This is a genomic window from Flavobacterium arcticum, from assembly GCF_003344925.1.
Taxonomy (GTDB): domain Bacteria; phylum Bacteroidota; class Bacteroidia; order Flavobacteriales; family Flavobacteriaceae; genus Flavobacterium; species Flavobacterium arcticum.
In genome coordinates, this window is sequence record NZ_CP031188.1 from 1,265,400 (window position 1) to 1,284,169 (window position 18,770).

An 18,770-nucleotide genomic window follows, 5' to 3' on the forward strand; every position below is an offset into this window, starting at 1 on the left:
TTTTAGTATTATTTTATCAGGGCAGGTTGCACCCACTTAAAAATGTGCGATTCTTCTGGTATTACTATCCTTTCGGATATTCTTGCCATTCTATCGGGCAATTTCATGAGGTAATCTCTAGCTTTTTCAGCTTCGGCAGTAAGCCCAGTAATTTTATCTATTTGCCACTTATCATTAAGTTTACGCAATATATCTACATAATCCATAGCGGTATAAACGCCTATACGCTGTGCCGAATCTGAAAACTGATCGAAAGCACTACCTATACTACCGCCCGATTCTCTAAGGAAGTGCGCAGGCATAGTTATTTTTTGCTTCATCATGTATTGGAACGCCAGCATCATTTCGCTTGGGTCTACTTTAAAAATACGATCTACAAACTCGCTATATGCCATGTGATGACGCATTTCGTCGCCAGCAATTAGTTTACACATTTTAGATAGTTTGTTATCGCCAAATTTCTTTGCCATTTGCGATACTCTGTTGTGCGATACATAAGTAGCTAGTTCTTGAAAACTTGTGTACACAAAGTTTTTATACGGGTCACGGTCTGTACCAATATCAAAACCATCGTTAATAAGGTGATGTGCAGTTATTTCTACTTCACGCATATTTACACGACCTGATAGGTATAGGTATTTGTTAAGCACATCGCCATGGCGGTTTTCTTCTCCCGTCCAGTTGCGCACCCATTTGCTCCAGCCGTTCCCACCGTTATCTACTTGGTTTACACCTTCTACATCCATTAACCAAGATTCGTAAGTAGGTAACGCTTCTTCTGTAATGGTATCGCCCACAAGCACTACCCAAAAATCATAAGGTAGGTCTTTGGCTATTTCTCTTAGCTCTTTGACATCTTCATAGAAAGATTCGCTCTGAGAGTCTGGCAGTAAGTCTGTTGGCTGCCATATTTTTTCTACAGGTACGAGGTAACTATCAACAAAAGCGTCGATGTTTTTTTCTAAAAACTGCATTACCTCTAACCGGATGTTTTTTATAGACATATATTTAATTTTTTATTCCTTGTTTTACTTCTCTTTCTGTTCGTTCCATTACCTCTGCAAAAGAAATATTTTTTATAGCAAATGGCTCTTGTACTGTAAAAGTCAAATGATTACCCAATCCTAATGGATATTTTCCGAATTTAAATATTTTCCACGAATTATTAATGCTTAAAGGTACAATGTACGCAGATGGGGCATATTTACAAAGTATTTTTATTCCGTTTTCAGAGAATCGTTTTGGTTCTCCTGTCTTACTTCGTGTTCCTTCGGGAAATATTACTGCTGAGCGATTATTTTTCTCTATATATTCTGCCAGCTGTTTTATTGCTGGTAGTGCCTGCTTAGGGTCTTTGCGATCTATAAGTGCTGAGCCACCATGTTTTAAATTGAAAGACACACTTGGTATACCTTTTCCTAATTCTTTTTTGCTAATGAACTTAGGATGAAATTTTCGCATAAACCAAATAATTGGCGGTATGTCGCTCATACTTTGGTGATTAGCTACTATAATTAGTGGGACTCCTTTTGGTACACGTTCTAAATTGTAAAATGTATGATGAGTACCAATAATGTAAGCACAACTTAAAAGACTTCCGTTTAAATAATCGACACTTTTTTTATGTGCTTGGTAACCAAAAACAGTAAAGCACAGCCACTGTATCGGATGAAAAATAAGTAACACCAGCAAGTAGGCAATACAATATATTGCAGATATAGGATATGATAGTATCTTTTCCATGTAGGGGTTAAAAATTCGCGTAAAAGTACTACCTTTTTATAACATACTGAAAATTTTTACTATGCAAGCATATTATGTGGTGTGTATAGTATAATTATGCAAAAACCACGCCATAAGCGTGGTTTTTATAATAGATGTAGTTAGTATTGCTTAGCAATGCTCACTATAGGCATCTTTTAAGTTTTCTGCGATCATCTCGGCAGGGCGACCTTCTATATGGTGACGCTCTAGCATGTGTACTAATTCTCCGTTTTTAAACAAAGCCATACATGGTGATGATGGAGGGAAAGGGAACATAGACTCTCTTGCTGCATCTACAGCCTCTTTATCTACACCAGCAAATACAGTAACCGTTTTAGATGGTTTCTTGTCGTTGTCAAGGCTCATTTTTGCGCCTGGTCTTGCATTTCTTGCAGCACATCCACATACCGAGTTTACTACTACTAGTGTAGTACCATCAATATTAATAGCATTTTTTACCGCATCGGCTGTATATAATTCTTCAAAACCTGCTTCTGATAATTCAGCACGCATTGGTTTTACTAGTTCTTCAGGATACATATCTTTATATATTAAAGTTTGATGTAGCAAAGTTACGAAGAAATACTGTTCTAAAAAATATTACGGTTTAAAACAATCTTTTGCCTAATGCTTTTATAAAAAGGCTTTTGGGGCATGCCCATATTACCTTTAAATCTTCTGATATTGTGGTTTCTTCATCTAAGAATTTAAAGATGAGTTGTGGCATGGCATTACGAAACATAGCCGAGAAGATAGTGCTGCCTTTTTCGTTTTTTTTATACAGAATATCTAGCAATAATAGGTCGTACAGCCAAAAACGATTTTTCTTATGAAATTTGGTAAAGTCAGTTTCATTTTCAAGAAAAGCAATAAGCTTCTGCGATTTTTTACTTGTATTTTTAAAGGTATAACCCGTACTGGCTTTTGTCCATCCGCCTGCTGAGCCAATATTAATAATGTTCTTAGTATTATTTTCCCAAAAGGGGTAACACGTCATAGGTATGCTGCCTCTTTCTTTTTCAATAACTTCATAATCGTTACTATCGAGGTTTTCAAGATATTGATGTATCGCACTTTCATATTCTTGTGTTTGTAGCAAGTCATGAGAGAAGAGCGTATATTCTACCAATGCCTCTGTCTCAGAAACGGGCATTACATACATAAACCGAGTATTGCCTTTTTGTGGAACGCTAAAGTCCATAAATGTAGCCGTATCAGCATTAAAAACAGGTTTCTTGGTTTTTACAAACCATCCTATAAAATGTTGTTGCAGTAAAGGATACCTGCTTTCTGCTGGCAATGTAGGGTTATATATACTATTAAACAGTTTGTTACAAGTATAACTTTCCGTTTCTGTTTTTACTAAAACGTGTTGCGGAGTATCGGTAAAATCAGTTACTCTTTGTTGTATAAAAGTAATGTTAGCTTGTTTACTGATTACACTTTTTATATGACTATAAAAATCTGCTCCCTTAATCATTTTATAATGGTAAGGGGCAAGTATCATTTTTTTAGTAAAGGCAGTGTTAATAAAAAAGGCACTATCCCAATGCTTACTTACTATATTATCCCATTCGCCTGATTCAGTTTCCCAAAAACACCAGGTACGGTCATTACTTTCTTTGGTATCAGGGTCTATGAGTAATATGCTTTTATCGGTAAACTTTCCTGAAACGACCATTCTGTAAACCGTCATTAAAGCGGAAAGCCCCGAACCTGCAAAAATATAGTGAAAGTGTTTCATATCGTTACTCCTGAAAATCAAAAATAAGCAAATAGCATATAGTATTAAAAGGATAATATTTAGGCTGTCCTAAAAAATATTTTAACCATATCAAATAATCACTATATTTGTATATCAATTTAATGATTAATGACCTATTCTGAAGAAAATTACCTTAAAGTAATTTACCATCTTTCTACCGCCACAAGCAAGGGTATAGCTACTAACGCTATTGCTAATGAAATGGAGAGTAAACCTTCATCGGTTACTGATATGCTGCAAAAGCTTGCCGAGAAAGATTTAGTTATCTATAAAAAGTATCAAGGTGTATCGCTTACAGATAAAGGGAGGTTTACGGCTCTAATGATTGTGCGTAAACACCGTTTATGGGAAGTGTTTTTATTAGAAAAACTCGACTTTTCTTGGGATGAAGTGCATGATGTTGCCGAACAATTAGAACATATAAAATCGGATAAATTAACAGACAAGCTCGACGAGTTTCTCGATTTTCCTACCGAAGATCCGCATGGCGACCCTATACCTGATAAAGAAGGAAATATAAAGAAAGTAGATAAAAAACTACTATCAGAAGTTGAAGCGGGTAAAAAAGTGATATGTGTAGGTGTAAAAGATAGTTCGCCTGCCTTTTTACAATACCTCGATAAGCAACAAATAGCCCTCGGCTCGGCTATTGATATAGTTTCTAAAGAAGATTTTGATATGTCGCTTACTTTGCGTGTACACGATAAGCAACTAACAGTATCAAACAAAATAGCCGCTAACCTTTTTGTAAAAACTTTGTAAATAAATTATGTTTGAAACTATAGTTACTTACTTTGAGTCGATAGACCCCGTTTTGGCAGCGCTTTATGCTACATTATTTACATGGGGTGTTACTGCACTTGGCGCATCGGCAGTATTCTTTTTTAAAACAATGCACAGGGCATTACTAGATGGTATGCTTGGTTTTACAGGAGGGGTAATGGTGGCAGCAAGTTACTGGAGCTTACTTTCTCCTGCTATAGAAATGAGCTCGGGTGAAGGTTTTACTAAAGTAATGCCCGCTGCTATAGGCTTTATACTTGGCGCCTTATTTTTGTTTGGGCTTGATAAAGCATTACCACACCTTCATATAAACTTTAAAGAAACAGAAAAAGAGGGTATAAAAACCCCTTGGCAACGTACTACACTATTGGTGCTTGCTATAACATTACATAATATACCCGAAGGTCTTGCTGTAGGTGTACTTTTTGGTGGTGTTGCAGCAGGTATACCAGAGGCTTCTATAGCTGGGGCTTTAACACTTGCTATAGGTATAGGTATTCAAAATTTCCCCGAAGGTATTGCAGTGTCTATGCCATTGCGCCGTATGGGCATGAAGCGTAGTAAAAGTTTTATGTATGGGCAGGCATCGGCACTTGTAGAGCCTATTGCGGGTGTGCTAGGCGCGGTAGCGGTTACTTTTTTTACCCCTATACTACCTTATGCCTTAGCCTTTGCGGCGGGTGCTATGATTTTTGTGGTAGTAGAAGAGGTAATACCCGAAACGCAGCGCGATAAGAATACTGATATTGCTACCTTAGGCTTTATAGGAGGGTTTGTAGTAATGATGTCGTTAGATGTTGCATTGGGTTAAGCAAGTTCCCTTTTATGATTTACATTATATATTAATGACAACCACAATCGTCACTGCCACAGTTTGCTGCTGCTTTCTTCTTTTTCTTAAAAAAGAATTTCTTTACAAGGTAAGCTGCTGCTCCTACTACTAATAAATAAGCTATTATTGATTGTATATACATAGTTTTTATTTTAATAGCTGGTAGGCTATCAATGATACAATATAAGCAAAAGTACTCATGCCAAATAGTTGTATCATAGGCCATTTCCAAGAATTAGTCTCTTTTTTAGTAACAGCAAGTGTACTCATACATTGCATAGCAAAGGCATAAAATAATAATAATGATAACCCTGAAGCGAAGTTGAATACTTTCTTGCCCGTTTCGGGGTCAGTTTCAGCCTTCATACGTTCTTTAATGGTGGCTTCGTCATCGCTGCCACTACCTATGTTGTATATGGTGGCAAGAGTACCTACAAATACCTCACGTGCCGCAAAAGAAGAAACTATAGCAATACCAATTTTCCAATCGTAACCTAATGGTTTTATAGCAGGCTCTATGCTTTTTCCCATAATACCGATGTAAGAGTGCTCTAGCTGGTAAGCAGCTATTTTATCATCAAGTTTATCGGGGTCTATTTTAGTTGTACCAATTTGGGTAGTTATAATTTGTTCTGCATTTTCAAACTCATCACCCGGTCCATGTGAGCCTAAAAACCATATAATAATAGATAGTGCCAGTATTATTTTACCTGCACCATATACAAATGCTTTTGTTTTTTCTATTACAGTAAGCGCTACGTTTTTAGCAAGAGGCAATTTGTAGTTAGGCATTTCGGCTACAAAAAAGCTTTTATAGCGAGTTTTAAGTACTTTGTTAAGTATAATTGCTGATACAATTGCACTTGCAAAGCCAAGCATATACAATAACATTAACGTAAGTCCTTGCAGGTTAAAGAAACCAAAAACCATACGGTTAGGTATTACCAGTGCAATAAGGATAGCATATACAGGCAGCCTTGCAGAGCAGGTGGTAAAAGGTGTTACTAGTATAGTAATAAGTCTTTCGCGCCAGTTCTCTATATTACGAGCGGCCATAATAGCAGGTATAGCACACGCAGTACCCGATATAAGGGGTACAACGCTTTTACCGCTTAGCCCAAAACGTTTCATAATCCTATCCATAAGGAATACTACACGGCTCATATAGCCACTCTCTTCTAATATTGATATAAATAGAAACAGGAAGGCTATTTGTGGTATAAAGATAACTACACCACCTATACCGGGAATAATACCTTCGGCTATTAGCTCTGTAAGTTTGCCAGCAGGTAAATTTTTAGATGCATAGGAGCTTAACCATGTAAAACCTTCATCTATTAAATCCATTGGTACGCTCGACCATGCAAATATCGATTGGAAGATGAGCATTAATATCGAAAAGAAAATAACGTAACCAAATACTTTATGGGTTAATACCCTGTCTAGTCTTGCTCTTAGGTCTTTTGCTATCGTAGCATCTACAACAAGCCCAAATTTTAGCACATCATTTATAAACTGATAGCGTTTTATGGTTTCTTTTTGTTGTAGTCTTTTCAGTTCTGTTTTAGATTTGGTAAACGAACTTTTTTCTATTTCGTTTCGCTCTAGTTGCCCAAAGTTTACATCTTGAGTAATAACCAACCAAAGTTTGTATAATAATTGGTTAGGAAATGCTTTTCTTAGTTTACCAAAATAATCAGGATCTATAGACGATGCATTAAGGCATGGCTCTGTAGTAAGATCTTTATAATTAACAATAAGTTCTTTAAGATCGTCAATTCCCGTTCCTTTACGAGAGCTTACTAAGGCAATTTTTGTTTTAAGTTGTTCTTCTAAGTACGGAATGTCTAGCGATATACCTTTGCGCTCCATTCTGTCTGCCATATTTATGACGAGTATGGCGGGTATTTCTAAATCTTTAATTTGAGTAAAAAGTAGTAGATTACGTTTTAGGTTCTCCACATCAGTTACTACTACTGCTACATCAGGAAAATCTTTATCATTACGGTTTAACAGCAGTTCTATAACCACATTCTCGTCCATAGAGCTGGCATTCAGGCTATAGGTGCCTGGTAGGTCTATAATTGTTCCTTTAATACCAGTACCTAGTTTTGCAGAGCCTTGCTTGCGCTCTACCGTTATACCAGGGTAATTACCAACTTGTTGGTTAAGCCCTGTAAGCTGGTTAAATACTGAGGTTTTACCTGTGTTAGGGTTACCTATTAAAGAAATTTTTATAGTTTGGGTTGCCATTAAAATTAGTCGATTAAAATTTCTACATCAATTTCAGCAGCAGTTTCTAAACGAATTGCTACATGACTATCATTTACATTGATGTAGATGGGGTCGCCAAATGGTGCGACCTGCAATAACTCTACAAGATTGCCTGGCAGGCACCCCATTTCAAGTAGCTTGAGCGGGATGAGGTCGATATTAAAATCGACTATAATGGCTTTTTGCCCTTTTTTGAGCCCTGCAAGAGTGTTTTTCAAAGTTTATTAAGAATAATTAAAGATACAAATTTACAAAAAATTAACACACAAGTGTTAGTTTTCATGGTTAGATAACCAGTTGATGTCCTCTAGTAATTGGGTTACATTTTTTTCGCCCTCTACTTCTTTATCAAGATTGGTTCCGTTGTAAAAACCTCTTATTCGACCTTTACTATCTACTAATATAAAATTTTCGGTATGTACCATGTCATACAACTCGTTTGATGTACTGGTTTTTACAGCGAGATAAGATTTTCTAGCAATGTAATAAATGTCTTTTTTATTACCAGTAACCAAGTTCCATTTACTATCTATAACTCCTTTTTTTTCGGCATAGGCTTTTAGTACTGGTACACTGTCTATATCTGGTGTAACTGAGTGTGAAAGTAGCATTACTTTCGTGTTATCTTTAATTTTGTCTTGTAGCCATACCATGTTGTCAGTCATTATTGGGCAAATGGTAGGGCACGTGGTAAAAAAGAAATCAGCGACATATATCTTTCCCTCATAATCTTTTTGAGTAATGGTTTTACCGTTTTGATTGGTAAAAGCAAAATCGGCTATTTTATGATTACGCGCTACATATTGTACTGTAGTGTCTACCAGCTCTGGGTTTACATCGGCAGGGCTGTATATTTTTAGTGATTTTTTGGGCTTTAATGCACCATAAAACAGGTACAAGATGACTGCCGAAAGCACACCCATGAACAAGAAGAAAAATTTATATTTTTTGAAAAAAGAAAGCATATTGGGGTAGTTTTTTGCAAAATTACGAAAGGAAAACCGATTACAATGCAAGTAAAGCAGGTTTTACAACGTTAAAAAACAATCGGAAAACTAGTTTTTTTGCTTTTATAATGGCTTTTTGGGCTAACTTTATATTTTTGTAAAACCAAGGTATAAAACTGAAAACATGAAATTAAACAAAAAAACAACTTTTGCATCTTTAGCTATAGTGCTTGGTGCAACGGTATGTAATGCACAAACTAATAATAGTGAGCAATCGAAACCAGGTATTAACTTATCGTATATGGATAAGTCGGTAGCTCCAGGCGAAGATTTTTTTCGCTATGTAAATGGTACTTGGGTAGACAATACCGAAATTCCTGGAGATAAAACCCGTTGGGGAAGCTTTGATGAGCTGCGCGAGCAAACTAATAATGATGCACTTGCAATATTAAAAAAAGCGGCTGCTAATGAAGGCCTAGACCCAAATAGTGATCAAGGTAAGGCAGCAAGCTTGTACCGCTCTATTATGGATACTGTGGCACGAAATGAAAAAGGGATTGAACCACTAAAACCATATTTAACTAAAATAGATATGATTGGGAGTGTAAAAGATTTACAATCACTTTTAATAGAAATGGAGCCTCTTGGCGGACTTGGTTTTTTTGGTATAGGTATAGGTGCAGATGCTAAAGATAGTAATAGCAATGTAGTATATATGGGGCCTGGTAGTTTAGGTTTGCCAGACAGAGATTATTATGTGTCTGATGATGCAGACTCTAAAGAAAAAAGACAAGAGTATGTGTTGCACGTAGCCCGAATGCTAAAATATTTAGGATATAGTGATGCACAAGCACAAAAAGCAGCTAAAGGTATACTGGCGCTAGAAACTGCAATGGCAGAACCAAGAATGGATAGAGTAGAGCGTCGCGATAGAAGAAAAAGCTATAACCCAATGACGGTTGCCGAACTTCAGGAGCTTACTCCTGTTATAGATTGGAGTAAATATATTACAGCTATAGGTATTGATAAGGTAGATACACTTATTGTATCGCAACCTAAGTATATGACTGCCCTAAATAGTATATTAAAAGAAAACAATGTAGAAGACTGGAAATTTTACATGAAATGGACTTTAATAAACAGAGCGTCAGGATATCTTACTACAGATATTGAGACTGCTGACTGGGAGTTTTACAGTAAAACACTTCGTGGTGCACTAAAAGAAGAAAAGCGTGATATTAATGCACTAAAAACAGTAAATGGTACAGTAGGCGAAGCATTAGGGAAACTATATGTTGCCGAAAAATTTCCTGCAGAAGCGAAAGAAAAAGCAGAGAGCATGATAGCCAATGTAATGCAGGCTTTTGAAAACCGTATTAACAAATTGCCATGGATGGCAATATCTACTCGAAAAAACGCTATAGAAAAGCTACGTAAATTAAGAGTAAAAATAGGTTACCCTGATAAATGGAAAGATTATTCGGCATTAACTATTAAGAGCCCTGAAGCAGGAGGGAATCTTTTTGCAAATATGATGAACATCGCTCGTTTTAGTTATAATGAAGATATTGAAAAATTACATAAGCCAGTAGATAAAGACGAATGGCACATGGCTCCACAAATTGTGAATGCATATTTTAACCCTGCCTATAACGAAATTGTTTTTCCTGCAGGAATATTACAACCACCATTTTATGATTATAAGGCTGACGAAGCAGTTAATTATGGAGGTATTGGTGCTGTAATAGGACACGAAATATCGCATGGATTTGACGATTCTGGTTCTCGTTATAATGCCGACGGTAATCTTGTAAACTGGTGGAGCGATGAAGACCTTGAGAAATTTACAGGACTTGGTGGTGCACTTGCCAGCCAATACAGTCAGTTACAACCACTACCTAACACTTTTGTAGACGGTAAATTTACTCTAGGAGAAAATATTGGTGACCTTGGTGGTGTAAACGCTGCTTATGATGGGTTACAACTATATCTTAAAGAGCACGGTAACCCAGGGCTTATAGATGGTTATACACCAGAGCAACGTTTCTTTATGTCTTGGGCTACAATATGGAGAACTAAGATGAGAGACGAAGCAATAAAAAATCAGGTAAAAACCGATCCGCATTCACCAGGTATGTACAGGGCTTATGTACCACTTCAAAATGTAGATGCCTTTTATAAAGCATTTGATATTAAAAAAGGAGATGGCATGTATATCGCACCTGATGAACGGGTAAAAATATGGTAAACAAAAAAAGCCCTGCAATTTGCAGGGCTTTTTCTTTTAGTTACAACTATTATTATAATAATCAATAACCTCAATAGCGTGTTTAGCTTTAAAATCTTTGTTGTTTATTTTTTCTACAAGAGTAGGACAATCGGAGAAATATTCAGTAGCAAATTCTTTAAATCCTCTGCGCTTGTATCTAGCACCAATTACGGCCCCTCTTTGTATATAAGCATACATTTTTGGCATTTCAGCATCAGTTTTTTGGAGATATAAAACCGTTATTTCGGTTGAATATAATAACACTAATGCGGTAGATGGAGTGTATTCTAATAGTGTAACCTTTCCTTGTGACATAATGCGAAAAAGCCGTTTTTTAATATTTTGGGGCTCATCTATTCTTGTTAAAGAGAAGGGAGCGTCGAGAAAAACAAAACTTTCATTAGTGTCGTTGATATTTGCTTGTACCGATTTAATTTTATCAGAAGATATGGCAGAGAAGTCGGCATTCTCTGACTTCTTATAATTAATGCCATTATCATAATTAAACTCAATAAGACCAGTTAGTTTTTTTCCGTCGTTAAGGGTTATACTTCCGTTATAAAATTGTGCATTTATATGTGTTGAAAACAATATAACTAATGCAGTGAGAGATAGTTTCATTTTTTAATTTAATTAATTTGCTAAGATCTATTTTTTTTTAACACTACTGTCGTTTGTAGGTTAAACTTAATGCTTAGTCAACATAACAATAATAATTATTTAAAAAAAGTATTTTATGTTGTAAATTTTAACTATTTTCAGGTGCAATAATTTTTTAATATGTGTGTAGTGAGCTAACCAGATTATCCTATTGATTATAGGGCTTTTGAGTTCCTATAAAGGCTAATGCCTAAATTGTTAATTGCGGAAAAACCGCAGTTATAATAGATATTTAAGAATTAACTTTGTCCACCCACAAAATAAATACAATCCAACTTGAAAAAGGTATTACATGTTCTTGCGATAGACGACCATGTTGTAGTTCTAGAGGGGTATCACGCCATTTTTAAAGCTCTGAATGAAGAACACGGTAATCTAAATTTTATTAAAGCATCTGATTGCAAATCGGCTTATGAATTGATTGAGAGTTATAAAAACGACCCTTTTGATATTGCCGTAGTAGATTATAGTATTCCCGATTATGCAGAGCGAGAACTCTACTCTGGCGGAGATATGGCTATGCTATTGCGCGAAGTTATGCCCGAATGCAAAATTGTAATGATGACCATGCACAAAGAGGTCGATATTATGGGGCGTATACTTGAAACAATAAGTCCCGAAGGTTTTATTAACAAAAGTGATTGTACTACCGATGAGCTTCTTGAAGGTTTTAAAATAGTGCTCGATGGGGGTAATTATTACTCTAAAACAGTTTCGAATTTTCAAAAACGATTGAGTTCTGGTATATTACTAGATGACTTAGACATCCGCATTATAAAATTATTAGCAAGAGGTATCAAAAATAAAAACTTAGATAAATACATACCACTTACTGTAAGTGGTATAGAAAAACGAAAATATAGAATAAAGCGTTTACTAGATATAGAGGGGGGCGATGAAGAATTGATATCTGAAGCCCGTAACCAAGGTTATGTTTAATTTCATTGTTACCAAATTGTTATAATATGAAGCCTGCATTTAGCAGGCTTTTTTATGAAAGAAAAAACCTCTTAATAAAATGTTAATTGCGGTTTTTCCGCAATTTTAAGTCATAAAAATTCCTTTATTTTACACTACATCCAGCTAATTTATGATACTGCTCTTGGTAATGCGTTTATCCGGGGCAGTATTTTTTTATAATAGTTATAAATTAGTGTTTATAAAATTATATTCTAAAACCTGCTTTACCCTATCGGCAATTATCACTTTTGTTATTGATACTTCTTCCCGGCTGAATAAAGGTATAGGCAGGTTTTTTTCTTTTGCCTTTTCGGTATAGTATTCCTGGCGTGTAGGATGATGAGGGGTTACAGCATTAAAAACATCTCCCCAAACATTTTTTTCGATTATTTTCATGATAATACCTATACAATCATCGCGATGGATGAGGTTTACAGGAGCGCTAGGGTTACTGATATCTTTTTTACCAGCCAAGTATTTTACAGGATTTCTATCGTCGCCTATAAGTCCCCCAAAACGAATTATAGTAGTTTTAAAATTGGTATTGCTTTGTAATATAGCTTCTACTTCTAGAAGCTGCTTCCCGCTTTCGGTTTCAGGGTTGGGTATAGTACCCTCTGTAACAATACCATTTACAGCACCATAAACAGAAGTAGAGCTTATAAACAATACTTTAGTTATCCTTGAAGTTGCCATGATAGGGATGAGCGTGTTTATTTTGGCAACAAAACTTTCGCTGCTCCCTTTGCGTAACCCAGGAGGGATATCAATTATAAGTATGTTACTGTCTTGAAGAAAACCTTTACTATCGCCTTCTATATTATTTTCATGTAATGTTATTACATAAGGCTTTATAGCTGCTTTTTGCAAAACAGCTATTTTTTCGGGAGAAGTAGTACTACCTTTTACGGTATGTCCTTTTGCAATAAGTTGTTTTGCTAAGGGCAGTCCGAGCCAGCCACAACCCAATATAGATATTTGTGCCATGTATAGTAACGTGAATATTTAACTAGTTTGGTTATCCGAACCTGATTTAGTTGCTGCTACAGGTTGGTTAAGCTTTTTTATTTTATATAAGTCATTACGCCTGTCTTTCAGTATGCGCACACTACCATATTCGTGTAGTTCTTTTAATAAGTCAATGTCTACATCTACAATAAGCGTCATCTCAGTATTTGGGGTTGTTTCTGCCTTAATACCGTTAGATGGAAATGAAAAGTCAGATGGCGTAAATACTGCTGTTTGTGCATACTGTATATCCATATTATTTACCTTAGGCAAGTTACCTACACATCCAGCTATGGCTACATAACATTCGTTTTCTATCGCACGCGCCTGCGCACAGTGTTTTACGCGAGTATAGCCGTTTTGGGTATCGGTAAGGAAAGGGACAAATAAGATATTCATTCCTTCATCTGCCATTAGGCGTGCTAGCTCTGGGAACTCAACATCATAGCATATCATAATACCTATTTTACCACAATCGGTATCAAATGTTTTAATTTCGCTACCACCTTTCATACCCCAATATTGTACCTCGTTTGGGGTAATGTGTATTTTGGTATACATTTCAGATGTACCGTCGCGCTTGCATAAAAACCCTACATTATACAGGTTCCCATCTTCTAGGTAAGGCATACTCCCTGTAATGATGTTGATGTTATAGGATATTGCCATTTCTTGAAATCGTTTTTGTATAGGATCGCAATAGCGTGCAATTTCGCGTATAGCATCAGCTTCGCTAAGATGGTTAAAATCTGCCATAAGCGGTGCCACAAAAAGTTCTGGAAATAATGCGAAGTCACTACCATAGCCCGAAACGGCATCAATAAAAAACTCGGCTTGTTCAAAAAGTGCCTCAACATTTGCTAGTGGGCGCATTTGCCATTGTACTAATCCTAAACGAATAGTACTTTTTTGTGTATTGATAAGTTTAGGGCTTTTATCATAATAAATATTATTCCACTCCATTAGTACGGCATACTCTTTAGAGCTAACATCGCCCTCTAGGTAGTTTCGCATTAACTTTATTACGTGGAAATCGTTACTTATTTGAAAAGATAATACAGGGTCATGTACTTCTTTTAGGCGTACTTTTTCTATGTATTCTTTAGGTGAATATTCATCTACGTGAGCGGTATAATTAGGCATACGTCCTGCAAATATTATCGATTTCAGGTTGAGTTGCTCGCATAGTTCTTTTCGCATATCATAGAGCCTTCTGCCTAGGCGAAGCCCACGATATTCAGGGTCTATAAATACATCTATACCATATAGTATATCAGCTTCATAGTCATGAGTATCAAAAGTATACTTACCTGTAATGGTTTCATAATTATGACTGCCTATAGCTTTTTTATAATCTATTATTAATGATAGTGCAGCACCCACAACTTTACCGTCTACAAGCACTACAAGTTGCCCCTCGGGAAATATTTTTAAGAGTTTTTTTATTTCTTTTTCTTGCCAGTACGACTGTTCTAGCTCGCCATAGGCATGTTGCATAGAAAGCTTTAACTGTTTGTAATCTTCTATTTGCAGGTTGCGTAATTCAACCTTATTTATCTCTATTTGCATACTATCAGTATTTTTATCAAATGTACAAAAGTCTTTGATTTGTAAAAGGAATTTTTATTGGGGTGTAGAAGTTTTTAACTAACTGATATTTAGTTTTTTATTTTAGTTGTATGTGTATATGGTCATCATGTCTTACAGCTCTACAACCATGATACCTTATTTTAGAATTGTTTAAATTCAGCCTATTTTTTAGATGAGGTTCTATATTCTTTACTGACATTTAGTATTCTACTTATCAAAATAATAATTACCCATAATTGGGGATGTTTTTGTGTTGCACTAACTTTTATATTTGCCTAGATTTAATAGCTAATAGTTTCTTAAAAAATTGTGTTTGTTTCATCGGGGGGTATTATTAGACCCATTTGAAATTAGTTTAGGTGGGGTTGCTGAGGAGCAACCCCCTTTCTTTTATATATAGTGTTGATAATGAGGTTTTTTTATAATAATACCCATAGTTGGGTATTTTTTGACATAACCTGAATGACTAAGTTTGACCTTTCTAAAACTAGTAAACACTTAAGCATTAACCAATAAACTTAATTACCATGAAGAAAAAACTATTTTTAAAAGCAACATTTTTATTTGTATTAGGGCTAGCGCTTGTAACATCGTGTTCTAAAGACGATGATGGTGGAGACAGGTTTGCAGGGGTTCCTAAGGGAGAGATAGTGCCTGTTGGCGAACGTTATGAAACACTTACAGGTTTTCCTGAAGGTGAAGGACGCGGAAGTCTTGAAGAAAGTAGCCAAGTATGGTGGAAACAAGTACAATCTAAAATAGATTATCACTGTGGAGGTTATGAAGATGAAGATCTTTATGAAGAAGATTTTTATATTGCTTTTAAACCAGATGGATTATTGTATGCAAAATATGGTAGTAACGGTCAGGAGTTCTCTTACTACAGCTGGGAATGGAAAGATGATAATAAAGAGGCTATACTTATGGAGGGTGAAACTTTCGAAATTCGAGAGCTTAACGATGGAGGTATAGTATATGCTAGCCGTCAGGAACAAAGTAGCGATTGCTATGCAATTACCTGGGAGCAGTTTAGTAACTAAGAATTTGTGTGTTTTGTGCTCGTGCGGGAAGTCAACCCGCTATGAGTTAGTTTAGGGGAGGGGTTGCTGAGGAGCAACCCCTCATTAATATTTAATTGTTTTAAGAAATGGTTAAGTAATGTAAAATAGAGTATATTTCTGTTATATAGTGTGTTATGTTTTTTTGTTGTTCAGAAATTATTTACATTTACTGCCATAAATTTATTATATAACTAATTATACATAAATGAAAAAGTTTAAATTTTTACAAGTTACGTTAGTACTGTTGGTAATTGCCTGTACAGGTTTTTTAAACAGTTGCTCTAAAGACGACAGTCCTGCTACAGCGGAAGAGGGTGAAATAATTACTCCTACCGAGATATATCAAAGTCAGGTAGTAAGTATAGAGATGCCCACAGCAGTACCGGCTGCACAATATGCAGGAACATTTGCTGGAAGCCCAATAACACTGGCAAGAGCAGGCGAAAACACACTAATGTTTAAAGTGTCTTCTTCGCTAATCGGTGAAGCCGATTTAGTAGTAACTGATTTAGGACTTGACTTACATTATACTATATATGAAACAGTACTTACAAGTACACCAGAAGTAGAGCTAGCTCCGCTTTTTACTGATGTTGTTGATTTTTCGGAGTCTATAAGTAATGAGCAAAACGAGGAAGCCGATATAGTAAACCAATACATAGCTTCTTTTAATGCGTATTATGAAACCCTTACAGATTCAGAAAAGCAACAATTAGCAATTACTTATAAAGCTAACAGCGAATTGTTTAGCGGTATCATAGCGGGAGACCTTACTTTAGGTCGCTCTACAAACATTTTTAATATTGATACTCAATTACTAAAACATAAACTAGCAGTACTTGCATTTGGTGGTGGTGTTGCGTTTGTAATATTAGCTCCAGATCCTGTAGAAAAAGCATTAGGTGCTTTAGTAGCAGCCATTGCTTGGAAAAAATCTAAAGATTACCTAACTGAATTTATGCAAGTAAAGCTTAAAAAAATAAATGCAGTATTTAACGGTGTTGCGGGAGAACTGAGCGGTAGAGGTACTTTGCAAACCCTTACATTTACTGATGGTGAGGCAAAAAGTTTTTCTTTTGATGTTCAGAGCCGTAATATTGAATCGGGAGACGAAGGCTCATCTTCATCTGGACTCACTACTTTTTTTAATTCGCACGGAATCTTTAGCGGTGCAGTAACCAACCTTAATGACGCTATTGAGTTTGTTAATGATAATCTTTTCTTTTCAAACATTAGCCTTATTCCGGTATATACCATGCCGAGTAATCAACCAACTGCAGTTGAGAATGGTGATAGCGCATTTTTTGATGCTATGCAATTATCAGTAGCTAGTAACAATGTAACAATGAGTAATGTAAGCTTTGCTAATGGTGCAATAAGTATGAAGCTAACGGTTGATAATCCCGATGCTGTAAACGGTGACTCATTAGAAACAACCATAAATTATAGCTATCAGGATGAGCTGAACAGTTTTAGTGGTAGTTTTCCTATTGTAATAAGTTTGTCAGAAATAGATTTATCAGGAAATTGGATCATGCAGGTTACTAATCCCTACGATTTTGGTTCACTTGACGGTGATGCTGCTTTATATAGATTTGTATTTAATGAAAGCACAATTACATTCAATCAAATTACTGTAATAAGTGACGGGTATCAGGAAAACGGCAGTGCTTTAAATCAAGATCTTGTAATTAATTCTTATACTTTAGATGGTGATTATTTAGATATTTATTTAGAATATGAATTCTTATTAGAATATACTTGTGAAGAAGAGGAGCAACAAACTAATCTGTTACAAAATGAAAATATAGTGGTTACATATAACCACGATTTAGATAAGTTTACAGGAACTATAAATGATAATGGAAATTATAATGGTGACAATAATTCTTGTCTTGATACAACTCCTTTCAGTGTAAATAGAACAATAGAGATTTATAGGGAATAAATAAAAAATATGTATTAAAAATGGCAGTCAATTGGCTGCCATTTTTGGTTTACTATTCTGGGTTTTGGCGTAGGTTGGCAATAGAGCTCTCCAGTTGTGCAAGTCGTTGTTCTAGTTCGCTTTCGTTGCTTGGTAATGTATATCTAAATAAATGCACTACTACCCATAGCCCTGTAATTTCTTTAGTGTTAAGAGCTATTGGTTCTACACCAGGATGGTTAGCTTTTAGGACTACTTTATCATTTTGATAGTTTATTTTTCTAAAATAAAAATCGTTGGCTGTGGCTATAAGTACTAGTTCTCCGTTAGTTTTTTCAATTTCATCAAGTGGTATTTGTGTACCTATTACCATATCTTTTGGTAAAAAACCATTTGGCTCGCCAGACATGGTTAAATCATCTATTACTAACGCTAGTTTATGCGTTCCGCTAACGTGGGGTAGGTAAACAGAGGGTAATTGCACGTTGCTAATATTATTAGCAATATTGTATTGTTTAATGAAATCTTCTTTATTGTTCTCAGAAATACAGGTAATACCTTCTTTATCATTGTCTTGTGTTTCTCCAGGTATTACCGTTATAGTCTCATTAAAGCGTAATAATCGGTTTACGGTAAGCTCCCTTGTTAATAGGTCATCTATACTAATACTAAAATGCTTAGCAATTTTTACAACGGTTTCTAGTTTAGGATTGCTACGGTTTTCTTCATACGCCCCGAGTGTAGCGCGCTTTAAATCAAACAGTTCTGCAAATTCTTGCTGACTCATTCCGTGTACGCTGCGTATTTTTTTTAGATTCTTTCCAAACATGATAAAATTATTTTGCTAATAATATTTGCAATTTAAAATTATTTTCTTAAATTTGTGCTAACAATATTAGCAAAGATAGTAATAATGCTAATATAATGAGT

18 protein-coding genes are annotated in these 18,770 nt (G+C 35.6%); 6 read left to right on the forward strand and 12 right to left on the reverse strand.

The window, feature by feature from the left end; translation table 11 throughout:
- Positions 1-8: 8 nt before the first annotated feature.
- From DVK85_RS05795 to DVK85_RS05810, 4 genes are all read right to left on the reverse strand, one after another.
- Positions 9-1,004 (reverse strand): acyl-ACP desaturase, encoded by a 996-nt coding sequence (locus tag DVK85_RS05795; RefSeq protein ID WP_114677531.1) that lies wholly within the window; start codon positions 1,002-1,004, stop codon positions 9-11.
- A gap of 4 nt (positions 1,005-1,008) precedes the next feature.
- The gene (locus DVK85_RS05800) at positions 1,009-1,743 is read right to left on the reverse strand and encodes a lysophospholipid acyltransferase family protein (protein WP_114677532.1); all 735 of its coding nucleotides are present in this window, start codon (positions 1,741-1,743) and stop codon (positions 1,009-1,011) included.
- A 150-nt stretch (positions 1,744-1,893) separates the two neighbouring features.
- Positions 1,894-2,304 (reverse strand): BrxA/BrxB family bacilliredoxin, encoded by a 411-nt coding sequence (locus tag DVK85_RS05805; protein WP_114677533.1) that lies wholly within the window; start codon positions 2,302-2,304, stop codon positions 1,894-1,896.
- Positions 2,305-2,371: 67 nt separating this feature from the next.
- The gene (locus DVK85_RS05810; RefSeq protein WP_114677534.1) at positions 2,372-3,508 is read right to left on the reverse strand and encodes a lycopene cyclase family protein; all 1,137 of its coding nucleotides are present in this window, start codon (positions 3,506-3,508) and stop codon (positions 2,372-2,374) included.
- Between the two features lie 129 nt (positions 3,509-3,637).
- Here DVK85_RS05810 and DVK85_RS05815 point away from each other — a divergent pair, with 129 nt between their 5' ends.
- Positions 3,638-4,291: a metal-dependent transcriptional regulator gene (locus tag DVK85_RS05815; RefSeq protein WP_114677535.1), complete on the forward strand. Its 654-nt coding sequence runs from the start codon at positions 3,638-3,640 to the stop codon at positions 4,289-4,291.
- A 7-nt stretch (positions 4,292-4,298) separates the two neighbouring features.
- Positions 4,299-5,123, forward strand: coding sequence for a ZIP family metal transporter (locus DVK85_RS05820; protein WP_114677536.1), 825 nt, complete (start codon positions 4,299-4,301; stop codon positions 5,121-5,123).
- Between the two features lie 31 nt (positions 5,124-5,154).
- Here DVK85_RS05820 and DVK85_RS05825 read toward each other — a convergent pair whose 3' ends face one another.
- The 4 genes from DVK85_RS05825 to DVK85_RS05840 are packed head-to-tail and all read right to left on the reverse strand — an operon-like array spanning position 5,155 to position 8,383.
- Positions 5,155-5,286 (reverse strand): FeoB-associated Cys-rich membrane protein, encoded by a 132-nt coding sequence (locus tag DVK85_RS05825; protein WP_114677537.1) that lies wholly within the window; start codon positions 5,284-5,286, stop codon positions 5,155-5,157.
- Positions 5,287-5,291: 5 nt separating this feature from the next.
- Positions 5,292-7,397, reverse strand: coding sequence for a ferrous iron transport protein B (gene feoB, locus DVK85_RS05830; RefSeq protein ID WP_114677538.1), 2,106 nt, complete (start codon positions 7,395-7,397; stop codon positions 5,292-5,294).
- 5 nt (positions 7,398-7,402) lie between these two features.
- On the reverse strand, positions 7,403-7,636 hold the full coding sequence (locus DVK85_RS05835; RefSeq protein ID WP_114677539.1) for a FeoA family protein: 234 nt from the start codon (positions 7,634-7,636) through the stop codon (positions 7,403-7,405).
- A gap of 54 nt (positions 7,637-7,690) precedes the next feature.
- Positions 7,691-8,383 (reverse strand): SCO family protein, encoded by a 693-nt coding sequence (locus DVK85_RS05840; protein ID WP_114677540.1) that lies wholly within the window; start codon positions 8,381-8,383, stop codon positions 7,691-7,693.
- Positions 8,384-8,549: 166 nt separating this feature from the next.
- Here DVK85_RS05840 and DVK85_RS05845 point away from each other — a divergent pair, with 166 nt between their 5' ends.
- Positions 8,550-10,613 (forward strand): M13 family metallopeptidase, encoded by a 2,064-nt coding sequence (locus tag DVK85_RS05845; RefSeq protein ID WP_114677541.1) that lies wholly within the window; start codon positions 8,550-8,552, stop codon positions 10,611-10,613.
- Positions 10,614-10,649: 36 nt separating this feature from the next.
- Here the strand turns inward: DVK85_RS05845 and DVK85_RS05850 are convergent, their stop codons facing one another.
- Positions 10,650-11,255, reverse strand: a complete 606-nt coding sequence (locus tag DVK85_RS05850) for a hypothetical protein (RefSeq protein WP_114677542.1) — start codon at positions 11,253-11,255, stop codon at positions 10,650-10,652.
- 315 nt (positions 11,256-11,570) lie between these two features.
- Between DVK85_RS05850 and DVK85_RS05855 the strand changes: the two genes are divergently transcribed.
- Positions 11,571-12,233, forward strand: a complete 663-nt coding sequence (locus DVK85_RS05855; protein WP_162845302.1) for a response regulator — start codon at positions 11,571-11,573, stop codon at positions 12,231-12,233.
- 204 nt (positions 12,234-12,437) lie between these two features.
- Here DVK85_RS05855 and DVK85_RS05860 read toward each other — a convergent pair whose 3' ends face one another.
- Both DVK85_RS05860 and DVK85_RS05865 read right to left on the reverse strand, forming a co-directional pair.
- On the reverse strand, positions 12,438-13,241 hold the full coding sequence (locus DVK85_RS05860; protein ID WP_114677544.1) for an SDR family oxidoreductase: 804 nt from the start codon (positions 13,239-13,241) through the stop codon (positions 12,438-12,440).
- Between the two features lie 18 nt (positions 13,242-13,259).
- Positions 13,260-14,831, reverse strand: a complete 1,572-nt coding sequence (locus DVK85_RS05865) for a bifunctional GNAT family N-acetyltransferase/carbon-nitrogen hydrolase family protein (protein ID WP_114677545.1) — start codon at positions 14,829-14,831, stop codon at positions 13,260-13,262.
- Between the two features lie 548 nt (positions 14,832-15,379).
- Here DVK85_RS05865 and DVK85_RS05870 point away from each other — a divergent pair.
- Complete coding sequence (locus DVK85_RS05870; RefSeq protein WP_114677546.1) at positions 15,380-15,892, forward strand: hypothetical protein; 513 nt, start codon at positions 15,380-15,382, stop codon at positions 15,890-15,892.
- A gap of 226 nt (positions 15,893-16,118) precedes the next feature.
- Positions 16,119-17,861, forward strand: coding sequence for a hypothetical protein (locus DVK85_RS05875; protein WP_114677547.1), 1,743 nt, complete (start codon positions 16,119-16,121; stop codon positions 17,859-17,861).
- 52 nt (positions 17,862-17,913) lie between these two features.
- On the opposite strand, the gene DVK85_RS05880 is transcribed toward DVK85_RS05875, so the two are convergent.
- The gene (locus DVK85_RS05880; protein WP_114677548.1) at positions 17,914-18,669 is read right to left on the reverse strand and encodes a helix-turn-helix domain-containing protein; all 756 of its coding nucleotides are present in this window, start codon (positions 18,667-18,669) and stop codon (positions 17,914-17,916) included.
- Positions 18,670-18,770: the final 101 nt, after the last annotated feature.

Coding starts and splice junctions, on each gene's coding strand:
- DVK85_RS05795 (WP_114677531.1), bottom strand. CDS start 1,004: ATGTCTATAAAAAACATCCGGTTAGAGGTAATGCAGTTTTTAGAAAAA.
- DVK85_RS05800 (WP_114677532.1), bottom strand. CDS start 1,743: ATGGAAAAGATACTATCATATCCTATATCTGCAATATATTGTATTGCC.
- DVK85_RS05805 (WP_114677533.1), bottom strand. CDS start 2,304: ATGTATCCTGAAGAACTAGTAAAACCAATGCGTGCTGAATTATCAGAA.
- DVK85_RS05810 (WP_114677534.1), bottom strand. CDS start 3,508: ATGAAACACTTTCACTATATTTTTGCAGGTTCGGGGCTTTCCGCTTTA.
- DVK85_RS05815 (WP_114677535.1), top strand. CDS start 3,638: ATGACCTATTCTGAAGAAAATTACCTTAAAGTAATTTACCATCTTTCT.
- DVK85_RS05820 (WP_114677536.1), top strand. CDS start 4,299: ATGTTTGAAACTATAGTTACTTACTTTGAGTCGATAGACCCCGTTTTG.
- DVK85_RS05825 (WP_114677537.1), bottom strand. CDS start 5,286: ATGTATATACAATCAATAATAGCTTATTTATTAGTAGTAGGAGCAGCA.
- feoB (WP_114677538.1), bottom strand. CDS start 7,397: ATGGCAACCCAAACTATAAAAATTTCTTTAATAGGTAACCCTAACACA.
- DVK85_RS05840 (WP_114677540.1), bottom strand. CDS start 8,383: ATGCTTTCTTTTTTCAAAAAATATAAATTTTTCTTCTTGTTCATGGGT.
- DVK85_RS05845 (WP_114677541.1), top strand. CDS start 8,550: ATGAAATTAAACAAAAAAACAACTTTTGCATCTTTAGCTATAGTGCTT.
- DVK85_RS05850 (WP_114677542.1), bottom strand. CDS start 11,255: ATGAAACTATCTCTCACTGCATTAGTTATATTGTTTTCAACACATATA.
- DVK85_RS05860 (WP_114677544.1), bottom strand. CDS start 13,241: ATGGCACAAATATCTATATTGGGTTGTGGCTGGCTCGGACTGCCCTTA.
- DVK85_RS05865 (WP_114677545.1), bottom strand. CDS start 14,831: ATGCAAATAGAGATAAATAAGGTTGAATTACGCAACCTGCAAATAGAA.
- DVK85_RS05870 (WP_114677546.1), top strand. CDS start 15,380: ATGAAGAAAAAACTATTTTTAAAAGCAACATTTTTATTTGTATTAGGG.
- DVK85_RS05875 (WP_114677547.1), top strand. CDS start 16,119: ATGAAAAAGTTTAAATTTTTACAAGTTACGTTAGTACTGTTGGTAATT.
- DVK85_RS05880 (WP_114677548.1), bottom strand. CDS start 18,669: ATGTTTGGAAAGAATCTAAAAAAAATACGCAGCGTACACGGAATGAGT.